Raw genomic sequence first — 16,165 nt, 5'->3', positions numbered from 1 at the left:
TGTGCGCTGTTCGCCGCGCGGTCGGCGGGCGTTCGCCGAACCGTTTCGTAATCGTGTTGTAATAGTTCGTCCAGTCCGGGTGGGAAGGTTCCAACGAAGCCTGCCCATGACGAACGGCGGGCGACCTGGCCACGAGGCGTCGTCCAACGAGCACGGTCGAGGGGTTGTTCACGTATGAGTTCGCGGTCCACGTCGTCGAGTGACCGAGTGAAAGGTGAACGAAAGGATCGCGGGCAGCGGGGGCGTAGACCGACCCGTAGTCGGGTCACGCTGCTACCGGCGTTGCTGAGTACCGCGGTCGAACGAGATCCGAGCGCCGTCGCGATAGTCGACGGCGAGCGGACGGTCACGTACGCCGAACTCGACGCCCGGTCCTCGAGGCTGGCACGGCACCTCATCGCCGGCGGAGTCGGTCCCGAAGTCGTCGTCGCACTCGCTCTGACTCGATCGATCGAGTCGATCGTCGCAGTGTGGGCCGTCGTGAAATCGGGAGGCGCCTTCCTGCCGGTCGACCCGTCCTACCCGGCCGAACGCATCCGCCACATGATCACCGACTCGGGCGCGAGCCGAGGACTCACCCTCACCGAGCATCTGTCGTCGTCGACCACGCACCCGTCCGGGCTACCGAATGCGTGCGCGTGGACCGCACTCGACGACAACGAGACGCTGGCGCGCCTGGTGGAACTGTCCGACGAGCCGGTGTCCACGAGCGAACGGACCGGTACCTTGCGTGCCGAGAACCCCGCTTATCTCATCTACACCTCCGGTTCGACGGGCACGCCGAAAGGTGTGGTGGTGACGCATTCGGGGCTGGCCGCCCTGTGCGCTCAGGCGGTCAGGGCACTCGACTTGACCCCCCGTTCGCGGACACTGCATTTCACCTCGCCCAGCTTCGACGTGTCGGTGTTCGACTACCTGATCGCGATCGGCTCGTCCGGGACGATGGTGATCGCGCCTCCGGACAACTACGGCGGCGACGAACTCGTCGAATTGCTTCGCCGAGAACGCGTCACGCACGGCTTCTCGACCCCTGCGGCCCTGACATCGGTGGACGGCAACGGACTCGACGACCTGGAGGCTCTCGTTGTCGGAGGTGAGGACTTCGGGGCCGATCTGGTCGCGCGGTGGGCACCCGGCAGGTCGCTGATCAACGGGTACGGACCCACCGAGGCCACGATCTTCGCGACGATGTCCGATCCGATCCAGGACGGTTCCCCTGTGACGATGGGCCGCCCTGTCGACGGTATGCGCGCTCACGTCCTCGACGCGCGTCTCGCGCCTGTTCCACCGGGGGTCGCGGGGGAGTTGTACCTTGCCGGACCCGGTGTGGCAAGGGGATATCACGGTCGCTCGTCGTTGACCGCGGCGCGATTCGTGGCCGACCCGCGCGATTCCTCCGGTGGACGTATGTACCGGACGGGCGACCTTGTCCGCACTACGTCATCCGGCGATCTGGAGTACTTGGGCCGCAACGACTTCCAGGTGAAGATTCGCGGATTCCGAATAGAGCTCGGTGAGATCGACGCCGTCCTTCGTTCCCATCCGAAGGTCGATTTCTCCCTCACGACAGGCGTCGACGCCGGTGCCGGGACCACTGCGCTGGCGTCCTACGTTCTGCCCTCGAATTCCGCAGCGCCCGACGCCGCTGAATTGAAAGAGTGGGCGGGCCGGTCACTGCCGTCGCACATGATTCCGTCGGCAATCGTGCTGATCGACCATGTGCCGCTCACGGGTGCAGGCAAAGTGGATCGTTCTGCACTGCCGCGGCCGGAGTTCACCGTGCGTGAGTTCCGCGAACCGTCGACGTTCGTCGAGAAAGCAGTTGCCGCCGTCTATGCGGAACTGCTCGGCCGCAACCGGGTGGGCGCGGACGACGACTTCTTCGAACTCGGTGGAAACTCGCTGATCGGAACGCAGGTCGCAGCCCGTGTCGGATCGCGGCTCGACCGCCGCGTGCCCGCTCGTTTGTTGTTCGACTCGCCCACGGTGGCCGGCTTGGCACGCGAAATCGAAACCCTCGCCGAGGAGCACACCGAGCACTTGGTCGCAGCAGACCGGCCCGCGAGGATCCCACTGTCGCTGGCGCAACAGCGGATGTGGTTCCTGAACAGGTTCGATCCGGACTCGTCTGCCTACAACATCCCGGTCGCCGTTCGGCTGTCCGGCCACTTGGACGCCGACGCTCTCGATCTGGCCGTCGCCGACCTCGTTGCACGCCACGAGTCGCTCCGGACGTACTACCCTTCGGACGATCTGGGCCCACACCAGGTGATCCTCGATGCTGCCGACGGGGCGGTCGAGGTGGCCAGGGTGCACACCACCGAAAGCGCTGTGGTCGCGGACGTGGTTGCGCATCTCGATGTCGCGTTCGATGTGGCGCGCGAGGTGCCGCTGCACGTGTCGTTGTTCGACATCTCCGCGACCGAACACGTGCTCGTCGTCGTCGTGCATCACATCTCGGCCGACGGATCGTCGATCGGGCCGATGACACGCGACATCATGACGGCCTATTCGGCTCGCGTTCACGGGGACGAACCTGCATGGGCGCCACTTCCGGTGCAGTACGCGGACTACACGCTGTGGCAGCGACGAATGCTCGGAAGCGACAAGGTCGAGGGAAGTCTCGCCTACGCTCAAACACAGTTCTGGACAGCCGAACTGGCCGGGCTCCCGGATCAATTGGCGTTGCCGTTCGATCGGCCACGACCCCCGGTGCAGTCTCTGGCGGGCGGTGAGATCGCGTTCGAAGTCGATGCCGAACTGCACTCACGACTGTCGGACGTCGCGCGCGGACACAACGCGTCGCTGTTCATGATCGTGCATGCGGCATGGGCGGTGTTGCTCGCTCGACTGTCGGCATCGGACGACATTGCGATCGGATCGCCGATCGCGGGCCGAGGCAATGCAGAGCTGGACGACTTGATCGGAATGTTCGCCAACACCGTGGTGTTCAGAACCGCGGTCGACACCGGCGGTTCGTTCGCCGAACTGCTGGCATCGGTCCGAGACACCGATCTCGAAGCACTGGGCCATGCAGACGTGCCCTTCGAGGCACTCGTCGAAGCCTTGGAACCGGTGAGATCGACCGCGCGCCACCCTCTGTTCCAAGTGGGTCTGTCCTTCCAGAATCTGGCACGCACGTCGCTGGAGTTGCCCGATCTCACTGTGTCGGCAGTCGACGCGGAGGGGAGCGTGTCCAAGTTCGACCTCCACCTCGTCGTGTCGGATGCGTATGCCGAGGACGGGGCGCCGGCGGGAATGCAGGCTGCACTGACCTACTCGTCCGCGCTGTTCGATCGCTCGACTGCAGCGTCGATAGCGGAGCAGTACGTCAGGGTTTTGGCTGCCGTCACGACGGACCAGGCCGTCACGGTCGGCGACATCGACCTGATCGGTGTGGAGGCGACCCGCGACATCGTCGAGACCAGAAATCTCACGGCGCGCGAGACCGATCCGTCGGCCACCCTGGTCTCGCTGTTCGACCTGCGCGTCGACTCGGCACCGGACGCAGTGGCAATCGTCGATGCAGACGGCGCCGAGTGGACCTACGGACGATTCGACCGACGCGTCAATCGGCTCGCACGCCATCTCATCTCGCTCGGCATCGGCCCCGAATCGTTGGTGGCACTTGTATATCCTCGCTCGGTCGATCTGCTCGTCGCGATGTACGCGGTGGTCAAATCGGGTGCCGGTTACGTACCGATCGATTCCTCGCAACCGTCGACCCGCATCGACCACATTCTGAGCACATCGGGGACCGCAGCCGTACTGACGACGTCCGCAGTCGGTTTCCGTTCCGAGGTGGACTGCCCCATCATCACCACGGACACCGTCGATCTCGACGCGACGCCGTCCACGCCGATCGTCGACAGCGAGCGAACAGCGCCACTTCGTCCGTCGAACACCGCGTACGTGATCTTCACCTCGGGTTCGACCGGCGTACCCAAAGGTGTTGCGGTGAGCCATGAAGCCGTGGTCAATCAGCTGCTCTGGCTGCAGCACGAGTACGAGCTGACGTCCTCGGATTCGACGCTTCTCGCGACGCCGGCGACGTTCGATCTGTCCGTGTGGGCGTTGTGGTCGATGACGACGGTGGGCGGACGCGTGGTTCTGTCCGACGCCGATCGTCACGGTGATGCCCAGTATCTGGGCGAACTTGCGGTAGCCAACGCCATCACGACTCTCTATGTGGTTCCCTCGATGCTGTCGGCGCTCGCTGTGACGAGCGGATTGTCCGATTCCCTCCTGCGTGTTCTCGTGATCGGTGAGGTCTTCCCGCCACGTCTGGCGCAGGACACACTCCGCGAGAACGACGTCCGGCTCGACAATCTGTACGGTCCCACCGAGACGGCGGTGTCGGTCACGAGCCACCGGGTGTCGGCTGAACCGGCCGACACGGTTCCGATCGGACTTCCCGAATGGAACTCGCGCGTGTACGTTCTCGACGAGAGGCTCGAGCCGGTTCCCGATGGCGTGATCGGTGAACTGTACGTCGCCGGAGCGCAACTCGCGCGTGGGTACCACGGCAACCAGAGCGTCACGTCTCGCACGTTCGTCGCGGATCCGTTCGGGGTGGGCGGACGCATGTATGCGACGGGTGATCTCGTGCGGTGGACGAGGCAAGGTGTCCTCGACTACGTGGGTCGAGCCGACTTCCAGGTCAAGATCCGCGGGTTCAGAATCGAACTGGGCGATGTGGAGGCAGCGCTTCGCTCGGTTCCAGGTGTCCGCGATGCGGTGGCCGTCGACCTGTCCGACCGCACGCTGGGTACTCAGTTGGTCGGCTACGTCGTCGCCGACCTCGCCGCGGACGACGTGAACAAGGCGGTTTCCCAGCGACTTCCCTCCTACATGGTTCCGTCGGCAGTCGTCGTCCTCGATGCGTTCCCGTTGACCGTGAACGGCAAAATCGACCGACGCGCACTGCCTCGGCCGGTGTTCGAGACCGCGCGCTTCCGAGCCCCGACAACTCCTGTCGAGGAGACCGTCGCCGCGGCAGTGGCAGACCTTCTGGGCATCGAGCGCGTCGGCGCCGACGACGACTTCTTCGTGCTCGGGGGAAACTCGCTGATGGCGACCCGACTGGCTGCACGTTTGGGTACTGCACTGGACACGCAGGTTCCCGTGCGCACGGTGTTCGAGGATCCAACCGTGTCTGCTCTCGCGTCGAGGATCGAGCAGCACGCAGGTAGCGGAGGCGCGGTGACGCTGGCGCGCCGTGAGCGACCGGACATCGTCCCGCTGTCCCTTGCCCAACGGCGAATGTGGTTCTTGAACAGATTGAATCCGGAATCCGGTGCCGAGAACATCCCCGTCGCCGTTCGGTTGTCGGGCGACCTCGACGTCGCTGCTCTCAGCTCGGCGGTGCACGACGTGCTCGGTCGGCACGAAGTGCTGAGAACCGTCTATCCCGAAGTCGACGGAATCGGAACCCAACTCGTCCTTCCTCCCGGTCGGGTCGACCTGGACCTCGACGTTCACACGATCGGCGACACTGCGCTCATCGGCGAGATCGCCGGGTTCGTGGGGCGTCCCTTCGACGTGCGGACCGCCGTTCCGCTACGCACGCGCATTCTGCGCGTGTCCGACAACGAGCACGTTCTCGTTCTCGTGACGCATCACATCGCCGCCGACGGATTCTCGATGGCCCCGCTGGCCCGAGACGTGATGATCGCGTACGCATCTCGTGTCGGCGGCAACGAACCCGGTTGGTCGCCGCTTCCTGTGCAGTACGTCGACTACACGTTGTGGCAGCTGGAATCACTGGGTGATCCGGACGACGCCCGCTCCACGCGGGCACGTCAGGAACAGTTCTGGCGCAAGCATCTGGTCGGTTCACCGGAGCAGCTCGAATTGCCGACGGACCGTGTGCGCCCGCTCGTGGCCTCGGGTGTCGGACGTGCGATCACCGAGACGATCGGTGCGGATACGCACGCCGGAATCGGCCGCCTTGCGCACGAGTACCGTTCCACGCCGTTCATGGTGGTGCACACCGCGCTCGCTGTTCTTCTGTCCAGGCTCTCCGGGTCCACGGACATTGCTGTCGGAACGCCGGTGGCAGGGCGTGGCGACGCGGCGCTGGACGATCTGGTCGGCATGTTCGTCAACACCCTCGTTCTGCGGACCACAGTTCCGGCGAACGCTGCGTTCAGCGATCTGCTGCACGAGGTGAGCGACGTCGATCTGACGGCCTTCGGGAACGCGGACGTGCCCTTCGAGCGGATCGTCGAAGTCGTCGACCCTCCGCGGTCTCAGGGCCGTCATCCGCTGGTGCAGGTTCTCCTCGCGTTCCAGAACGCTCCTCGGTCCCACTTCGAGCTGCCCGGTCTCGCGGTGTCCGCCGTCGATATCGGGTCGACGACGGCAAAGATGGATCTGCAGGTGACGGTCGTCGAACGGTGGAACCCCGACGGCACTCCTGCCGGATACGATGTCTCGACGACCTACTCGACCGACCTGTTCGACGAATCGACAGTCGCGTTTTTCTCCCGATCGCTCGGCAGAATCCTGGGCGCCGTGGTGGAGGACCCGACCACGATCGTGGGCGACATCGACATTCTCGGCGACAACGAACGAGCACGAATCCTGAAGTCATGGAATCGGACAGGTCATGTCGTCGAGTCAGGCAGTCTCGTGCTGGACGAGTTCTCCTCCCGGGTGGACAGCAGCCCGGACGCCGTTGCCATCGAGTTCGGTGACACGCACGTGACGTACGCCGACTTCGACGAGCGCATCAACAGGCTCGCGCGCTACCTGGTCTCGATCGGAGCAGGGCCTGAGCGCACCGTTGCCGTTGCCATGCGGCGCTCGGTCGAGATGATGGTTGCGTTGTATGCAGTACTGCGGTCTGGCGCTGCCTACGTCCCGATCGACCCCGACCAGCCGTCGGACCGGGTCGGGTACATTCTGGAGATCGCGAAAGCGACTGCAGTGCTGACCAGATCGACCGAAAATTTCTGGGTGGACACGGTCGACGTCGACACAGTCGATGTCGACACGCTGCCGTTGGCTCACTTGTCGAGCGCGCGGCTCACCGATTCGGACCGTCGTGCCCCTCTCCGTCCGGAGAACTCCGCCTACATTCTGTTCACCTCTGGATCGACCGGACGCCCCAAAGGGGTGGCCGTATCGCACTCGTCCGTCGTCGGACAACTCGCATGGTTGACGGGCGAATACGAGCTCACCGCAGACGACGTCGTACTGCAGAAGACGCCGTTCACTTTCGACGTGTCGGTGTGGGAACTGTTCGGCGCCACCGCAGTCGGTGCGCGGATGGTGGTGGCAGAGCCGGACGGTCACCGTGACCCCGAATACCTGGCCTCGGTGATCGAGACGAAGGGCATCTCGGCCACATCCTTCGTCCCCGCAATGCTCGCAGTCTTCGTGTCGCACGTCGACGCATTCCGGGCGAGAAGTCTTCGGCACGTTCTCGTCGCGGGCGAGGCGTTCCCCGGCACGGTGGCATCGTCCGTACGTTCGGTGCTGCCGTCGGTCGGTCTGCACAATCTCTACGGGCCGACCGAGTTCACGGTGCACGCCACTGCGCACACCGTCGGAACCGGCGACGAGTTCGGGACAGGCATCCCGATCGGGGTTCCCGTGTGGAATTGCTCTGCATACGTGCTGGATTCGCGGTTGCAACCCGTTCCCGTCGGCGTGATCGGCGAGCTGTATCTCGCCGGGACGCAACTCGCGCGTGGCTACCACGGCCGTAGCGACCTGACCTCGGACCGGTTCGTCGCGAACCCGTTCGATCCTGCGTCCAGGATGTACCGCACGGGCGATCTCGTGCGGTGGAACTCCGGAGGAGTGCTCACCTACGTGGGACGCTCCGATTTTCAGGTCAAACTGCGGGGTCAACGCATCGAACTCGGCGAGATCGAAGCGGCTCTGGCCTCCGCGCCCGAGATCTCGCATGCAGTGGCGACGGTTCGGAACGACCGCCTGGTGGCCTACGTCGTTCCGCTGCGTCCGGAACCGGAGGTGGACACAACCGAGTTGGTGTCTTCACTCCGGCGAGTTCTTCCCCAGTACATGGTGCCCTCCGCGGTGCTCGTGCTCGACGCGCTTCCCCTCGGCCCATCGGGAAAGCTGGACCGCCGCGCACTGCCCGAGCCGGAGGTCGAACTCAGACCGTTCCGCGCTCCGCGAAACGCTGCCGAGCAGACTGTTGCAGAAGTGTTCTCCGAACTTCTGGGAGCAGACACGGTCGGACTGGACGACGACTTCTTCGAGCTCGGAGGCAACTCGCTCACCGCGACGCAAGCTCTGGCACGCATCGCCGCAGCGCTGGGCGTCAGAATCGCCGTTCGTGTCCTGTTCGAGTCGTCGACGGTCGAAGCGCTCGCTGCAGCAGTGGGCACGTCCGCCGGGAACCAGGTCGCCCCACTCACCGCGCGGCCGAGGCCTGCGCGGGTACCGTTGTCCCCGGCGCAGCAGCGCATGTGGTTCCTGAACAGGCTCGACCCGACCTCGGCGCAGAACAATATTCCGATGGCCATCCGTCTGCACGGGCAACTGGACATCGACGCGTTGCGGGCAGCGATCGAGGACGTCGTCGAGCGCCACGAGATCCTGCGAACTGCGTATCCGGAGGACAACGGGGTCGGTTACCAAGACATTCGTACAGTCGATGCAGTGGACGTCGACCTCGTCCCGTGCTCGATCGACGCGGACGCGATTCTGCCGTCCGCGTTCGAACTCTTCGCCGACGGTTTCGACGTGACAGCACGACCTCCGCTGAGGATGAGGCTGCTCGAGGTCGACGCCTCGGACCACGTCCTGGTGGTCGTCGTTCATCACATCGCCGCCGACGGATACTCGGTCGGCCCGCTCACGCGTGACCTCGTACTCGCCTATTCGGCGCGAACCACAGGGCTCGAACCCCAGTGGTCGGCGCTGCCGGTTCAGTACGCGGACTACACGTTGTGGAAACGCGAGATCCTCGGCAGCGAGAGCGACCCGCAGTCGCTGCTGGCGACCCAGGAGGCCTACTGGATCGACCGATTGCGTGATCTCCCAGCGCTGCTGGACCTTCCTACGGACCGCCGACGCCCTCCGGTGGCCACCGGAGTCGGTGCGATGCACACCTTCGTCGTCGATGCCCCGAGCCGACGACGTCTCGACGAGCTCGCGCGTGCACGTTCCGCGACCCCGTTCATGGTGGTCCACGCTGCGCTCGCCGTAGTGCTGTCGAGGATGTCCGGAACCACCGACATCGCCGTCGGGACCCCGGTGGCCGGCCGCGGGGACGCAGCGCTCGACGATCTGGTCGGAATGTTCGTCGGAACTCTCGTTCTGCGTACCCAGGTCGAGTCGGGCGCACGATTCTCGGATTTTCTGAGGGCGGTGCGTCGTACGGATATCGACGCCCTCGATCACACCGACATGCCGTTCGAGCGGCTCGTCGAGGTGCTCGATCCACCACGGTCGCAAGCTCATCACCCGCTGGTGCAGGTGATGTTGGCATTCCAGAATCATGCGTCGGGCTCGATCGACCTTCCGGGATTGTCCATCGCGGGAATCGAATTCGACGCTGCAACTGCCAGAATGGATCTTCAGCTCACGGTGGCCGGGGACGCCGACGGCGGCTATCGCATCGACGTCACATACGCGACCGATCTGTTCGACCGAGCCACCGTCCAAGGCTTCGGTGATCGATTGATCCGAATTCTCGATGCGGTCGTCTCGGATCCCGACGTCGTCGTGGGGGACATCGATGTGCTGGGTGGACCGGAGCGGAGCCGCGTTCTCGACATGTCTGCAGGCCAGGTCCGCGACATCGAGGCCGATGCGACTCTCCTCGACGCGTTCGACCGTCAGGTGAAGGACCGTCCCGACGCGACGGCAGTTCGTTTCCGTGACACGTCGTGGACCTATCGCGAATTCGATGCACGAGTCCAGCTCGTCGCGACGGCGTTGACCGAGGACGGAGTCGGAGTCGGGTCCACCGTTGCGGTGGCTATGAGGCGTTCGGAGAACATGCTCGTCGCTGTCTACGCAGTAGTACGCACAGGCGCAGCCTACGTTCCGGTCGATCCCGACCACCCCGCCGACCGCACCGAGTACATCCTGGGAGTCGTTCGCCCACAGCTCGTCCTGGCCGATGTCGATGTCGAGCGTGACGGGGCCATCTCCGTCGAGTCCCTGCTCGAGGTCGAATCCGACGTGCGCACGACCACGCCGAGAGCAGACGGCCGATCCTCCGCGTACGTCATCTTCACGTCGGGGTCGACCGGTCGCCCCAAGGGCGTGGCGGTGTCCCATCGTGCAGCGGTGAATCAGATCTCCTGGCTCGTGGAAGAATACGGTCTCGGACCCGACGACGTCGTGCTGCAGAAGACGCCGTTCACGTTCGACGTGTCGGTATGGGAGCTGTTCGGCGCGTTGGCATCCGGGGCGACCCTGGTGGTCGCCGAGCCCGACGGGCACCGAGACCCGGACTATCTGGCATCGGTGATCGAGTCCGAATCGGTGACAGCGACGTCGTTCGTGCCCTCGATGCTGTCGACGTTCGTCGATCGCATCGCCGCCGAGTCCTTGCCGACCCTGCGCGCCGTTCTCGTCGCGGGGGAGGCGTTCGACGTGTCGGTGGCCGCGAAAGCCGCACGTGTCCTGCCGTCGGCGCGTCTGCACAATCTCTACGGCCCGACCGAGTTCACCGTGCACGCCACCGCACATGCCGTGATCGACGACGACCACGCGACGCACGGTGTTTCGATCGGTCGTCCGGTGTGGAACACCGCGGCCTACGTGCTGGACGCTCGAGTGCACCCGTGTGGAGTCGGCGTGATCGGCGAGCTGTACCTCGCGGGCGCTCAGTCGGCCGAGGGGTACTTCGGGCGGCCGGATCTCACTGCCGACCGTTTCGTGGCGAATCCGTGGAAATCCGGCGGACGACTGTACCGGACAGGAGATCTCGTGTTCCGGGATGCCGCCGGGCTGCTGCACTACATCGGTCGATCCGACGGCCAGATCAAGCTTCGCGGGCAGCGAATCGAACTAGGTGAGATCGAGGCCGCCACGCTCGCACTCCCGACTGTGTCGCGAGCGGTGGTCGATGTTCGCGACGATCGTCTGATCGCGTGGGTCGTCCCCGAAGGGGATTCTCTCGACGCCAACGACATCCGTTCCGCGCTGGCATCCGTCGTACCGTCGTACATGGTGCCGACGTCGATCGCGACGATCGACGAGCTACCGCTGGGGGCCTCCGGCAAGCTCGACCGACGTGCTTTGATCGAGCCGGAAATTCGAGCACGCACCTTCCGCGCACCGACGACGCCGGTCGAGGAAGCCGTCGCGCGCGTGTTCGCGGACGTGCTCGGGGTCGACTCGGTCGGAACCGAAGACGACTTCTTCGCGCTCGGCGGCAACTCGCTTCTCGCGACGCAGGTCGTCGCCCGGCTGGGTGCACAGCTGCACTGCCGGGTTCCGGTGCGTCTGCTGTTCGAGTCGTCCGACGTCGCGGCCGTGGCAGCCGGACTGGCGACGATCGCCTCCGCGGGACGCCCACCGCTGCAGGCTCGTCCGCGACCGGACCGGGTTCCGCTGTCGATGCCGCAACAGCGGATGTGGTTCCTCAACCGCCTCGACCCCACGTCCGCGGTCGACAACGTACCGATCGCGATCCGGGTGAACGGGCGCGTGGACGTCCATGCCCTCGCTGCCGCGGTGACCGACCTCGTCGAGCGTCACGAAGTTCTGAGAACCATCTACCCGGACGTCGACGGAGTCGGCTACCAATCCGTTCTGCCGGCGTCGGACATCTCGATCGATGTCGAACCTGTCGCAGTGGACGAGTGCGATGTCGCCGATGCAGCACGACAGTTCTTCGGACGCGGGTTCGACGTGACCGACGAGCAACCGTTCCGTGTGCGTCTCTTCCGGACGTCGGAGGACAGTTACGTGGTGTCGGTCGTCGTACATCACATCGCCGCGGACGGTTTCTCGATCGCGCCGCTGACCCGTGACCTGATGACCGCGTACGCGGCTCGCGCCGGTGGCAGGGGACCGGGATGGAACCCGCTGGCCGTACAGTACGCCGACTACACGCTGTGGCAGCGTGACGTGCTCGGCGACCCGTCGGACCCCGAGTCCGTCGCTGCGACCCAGGAATCCTTCTGGCGAACTCGGCTTGCCGAGCTGCCGGCCGAAGTGCAGATCCCATCGGACCGGGCGCGTCCCCCGGTCGCGTCGGGTATCGGTGCGACACACACGTTCTTCCTGTCGCCGGCACTGCGGTCCGCGATCGACAAGGTCGGCTCCGACCATCGAGCGACACCGTTCATGGTGGTCCATGCGGCGCTCGCCGTCCTGCTCGCACGGGTGTCCGGCACCGACGACGTCGCACTCGGTACGCCCACGGCCGGGCGCGGTGAAGCGGCGCTGGACGACCTCATCGGGATGTTCGTGAACACCCTCGTGCTCAGGACGACTCTGGACATGGGTGCATCGTTCGCCGAAGTGCTGGAGTCGGTGAGGCAGAGCGACATCGACGCATTCGAGCACTCGGACGTACCGTTCGAGCGCGTCGTGGAGATCATGGATCCGCCACGCGTTCAGGGGCGACATCCGTTGGTGCAGGTATTGCTCGCATTCCAGAACCTTCGGTCGGATGCGTTCGAACTGCCCGGCGCCGGAGTGTCTGCCTTCGACGTCGAGACGGTATCGACCAAGATGGACCTTCAGGTCACGGTCTCCGACGACTCCGTCGGAGACGACCGGAACTACCGCGTCGTCCTCACCTACGCAGTGGACATGTTCGACGCGTCGACGATCGAGACCTTCGCGGAACGTCTGGTGAAGGTGTTGCGCGGTGCAACAGCAGATCCGACCACGGTGGCCGGGAACATGGACGTGCTCGTGCGAGACGAATCGGCGGTCATCGCCGGGTTCGCGGCGGGCGCGGTACACGAGCCCGATGCCTCCGCCACTCTGCTCGACGGGTTCGATCGGCAGGTCGCCCTGCGGCCGGACGACATCGCGATCGTGTCCGACGAGGTGTCCTTGACCTACCGCCAGTTCGACGAGCGTGTCGAGCGCCTGGCACGCGGTCTTCACGCCTTCGGCGCTGGACCCGACGTCCCTGTGGCCGTCGCGGTTCGCCGGTCGGTCGACATGATGGTGGCGCTCTACGGCGTACTCCGATCCGGGTCCGCCTACGTGCCCGTCGACCCCGACGGTCCAGCGGATCGGATTGCGTACATGCTGGAAACAGTTCGTCCTGCGCTGACGATCGTGGCCCGTGAGGCGGACATCGCCCTCGTGGCATCGTCATCGGTGCCGGTGCACACCGTGCGTGATCTCGACTCCGCGGTACCTGGCGGCGCGGCGCACGGGGGAGTGGTCGCTCGGCCTTCGGTGCCGGCCACGAGCACGAGCGCCTACCTGATCTTCACATCGGGTTCGACGGGCAGGCCCAAGGGCGTCGCCGTATCGCACGGTGCGGCGGTGAACCAGATCTCGTGGCTGGTGGACGAGTACGGTCTCGGGCCCGACTCCGTGGTGCTGCACAAGACTCCGTTCACGTTCGACGTGTCGGTGTGGGAGTTGTTCGGTGCTTTGGCCTCCGGTGCGCGACTCGTGATTGCGGAGCCCGACGGCCACCGAGATCCCGAATACCTCGCTGCGGTCGTCGAGTCCGAAGGTGTCACTGCCACATCGTTCGTCCCGTCGATGCTGTCGGCGTTTCTCGAGCACGCGGACCCGGCGCGTCTGCGTTCGCTCACGGATGTTCTGGTCGCCGGGGAAGCATTCGGTCCGGGTGTCGCGCGCGCTGCCCGTACTGCTCTGCCCGAAGCGCGCATTCACAATCTGTACGGCCCGACCGAATTCACCGTTCACGCAACGTCGTTCGTCGTCTCCGGTGATAATGTGACCGACAGTGATGTCTCGGGCGCCGTCGCCGAATCGACCGTGCCGATCGGAACACCGGTGTGGAATTCCACTGTTGCAGTCTTGGATTCGCGGCTTCGGCCCGTGCCGGTGGGCGTGGTCGGCGAGCTCTACCTCGGTGGTCGTCAGTTGGCCCGCGGGTACGTCGATCGCCCCGGCACCACCGCGGAACGATTCGTGGCCGATCCGTCGGGCTCGGGCGCGCGTATGTATCGCACAGGAGATGTCGTCCGATGGCTGCCGAACGGTGCGCTCGAGTACGTCGGGAGATCGGACTTCCAGGTCAAGATCCGCGGACAGCGAATCGAACTGGGCGAGATCGAAGCGGTACTGTCGTCGATCAGTGGGGTACGTGACGCAGTCGTCGTCGCACGCGCCGACGAGCGTGTCGGCGACCGGCTCGTCGGTTACGTCGCGGGTGACCTCCACCTGCTGCACGCCGTCGACTTCGAGCGTGCGTTGGCGCAGTGGCTTCCCGCCTACATGGTGCCGGCCGCGTTCGTGCTGTCCGAACGGTTACCCGTCAGCGCCTCGGGAAAGCTCGACCGGAACGCGTTGCCGGAGCCGGAGTTCCGGGCAACGGAATACCGTGCGCCGAGAACTGCGACGGAGCAGCTCGTCGCCGGGGTGTTCGCCGATGTACTCGGCATCGACAGAGTGGGTCTCGACGACGACTTCTTCGAGTTGGGAGGAAATTCGCTCGTGGCAGCGCGCGTGGTCAGTCGGATCGGTGCCGCTCTCGACTCGGCCGTGCCGCTCCGTCACCTCTTCGACGTATCGACAGTCGAGGGGCTTGCCGATCGAGTGTGCGGTGAGCAGTTCGAGCAACCACGACCGAGAATCGTTCCCACGACGCGGCCCGCCGTAGTACCGCTGTCGCCCAATCAGGAGCGGCTGTGGGCCGAGAACCGAGTCTCGCACTCTCACGCGCGCAACATTCCCGTGGCCGTGCGGATGCAGGGAGAGCTGGACGTCTCCGCGTTGCGTGCGGCGGCACTCGATCTCGTCGACAGGCACGAGGTACTTCGAACCGTCTATCCGGATGTCGACGGTGTCGGACACCAGAAGACAGTCGCGGCCCACGAGGTTCGGCTCGACCTCGAACCGATCGAGGTCGACGAGGACGACATCGTCTCAGCGGCCGAGAACATAGCTGCGACCCGTTTCGACGTGACCGCCGAGGTTCCTGTGCGCACCGCGTTGTTGAGAGTGTCGCCGGTGGACCATGTCCTCGTCTTCGTCGTGCACCACATCGCCGGCGACGGATTCTCGATGCGTCCTCTGACCGCGGACGTGCTGACCGCGTACGTCTCGCGAACAGACGGCCGTACGCCCGAGTGGGAGCCGTTGCCGATCCAGTACGCCGACCATGCCCTCTGGCTTCGGGGTGTCCTGGGTGACCTCGACGATCCTGAGTCGCTGGCGCACCGACAGGTCGAGTACTGGCGGTCCCGATTGGACGGCCTCGCATCAGCGGGACGGGTCCCGATCGATCACGCGCGTCCGGCGACGGTGACGATGTCGGGTGCGCACGTCGGCTTCGTGATTTCCGCGGACGTTCGTCGAACCGTGGAAACGTTGGCCGCGGAGAACAACGCATCGCTGTTCATGGCCGTACACGCTGCTGTAGCAGCAGTGCTCGGTCACGAATCGGGGTCCGGAGACATCGCCGTGCGAATTCCCACTGCCGGCCGAGGGCAGGCAGAGCTCGACGGGCTCATCGGGAAGTTCAACAACTCGGTGGTGCTGCGAACGCGTATCGACCCGGATTCCGCGTTCACCGACCTGCTCGCGCACAGCCGCGCCGTCGACCTGAGTGCTCTCGAAAATGCAGACGTGCCCATCGACGACGTGCTGAGCCGAGTCGACACCGGTGAATTGCCCGTTCAGACAACGGTCAGTTTCCAGAACCTCGGGTGGTCCGGCTTGGAACTCCCGGGCCTGCGGATCACACCCGTCGATGTCGACTACGGGGTCAGTAAATACGAACTTCAGCTGGTGTTCCAGGACGTGCGGGGTGACGAAGGCGACGTCGCACTGGCAGGGACCGTGCTCTATTCGACCGACCTGTTTCGCGAAGAATCGGCGGAACGACTGGCAGCCGGCGTCTCACGTCTTCTCGGCGCCGTGTCGATAGACCCGTCCGTGACCATCGGCGAGGCCCTCGCACCGTCGGTTCCCGGTGCGATCGGACGAGACTGACGGTCAGGGAAGTTTCACAAAACGCCCAGCCCGACCGGAGAGGAAGCGTTCGCCACAGTATCGTGGGCAA

The 16,165-nt window shown here is 65.2% G+C and carries 1 protein-coding gene; it reads left to right on the top strand.

Annotation, left to right across the window (positions count from 1 at the left end; genetic code table 11):
• Window positions 1-207: 207 nt before the first annotated feature.
• On the top strand, window positions 208-16,095 hold the full coding sequence (locus tag CH293_RS01755; RefSeq protein WP_176459870.1) for a non-ribosomal peptide synthase/polyketide synthase: 15,888 nt from the start codon (window positions 208-210) through the stop codon (window positions 16,093-16,095).
• Window positions 16,096-16,165: the final 70 nt, after the last annotated feature.

It is taken from the genome of Rhodococcus sp. 14-2470-1b (genome assembly GCF_002259415.1).
In the GTDB taxonomy this organism is placed as follows: Bacteria; Actinomycetota; Actinomycetes; order Mycobacteriales; family Mycobacteriaceae; genus Rhodococcoides.
The sequence above is the reverse complement of the archived record's forward strand: the minus strand, read 5'-3'. Positions and strand labels throughout refer to the sequence as shown.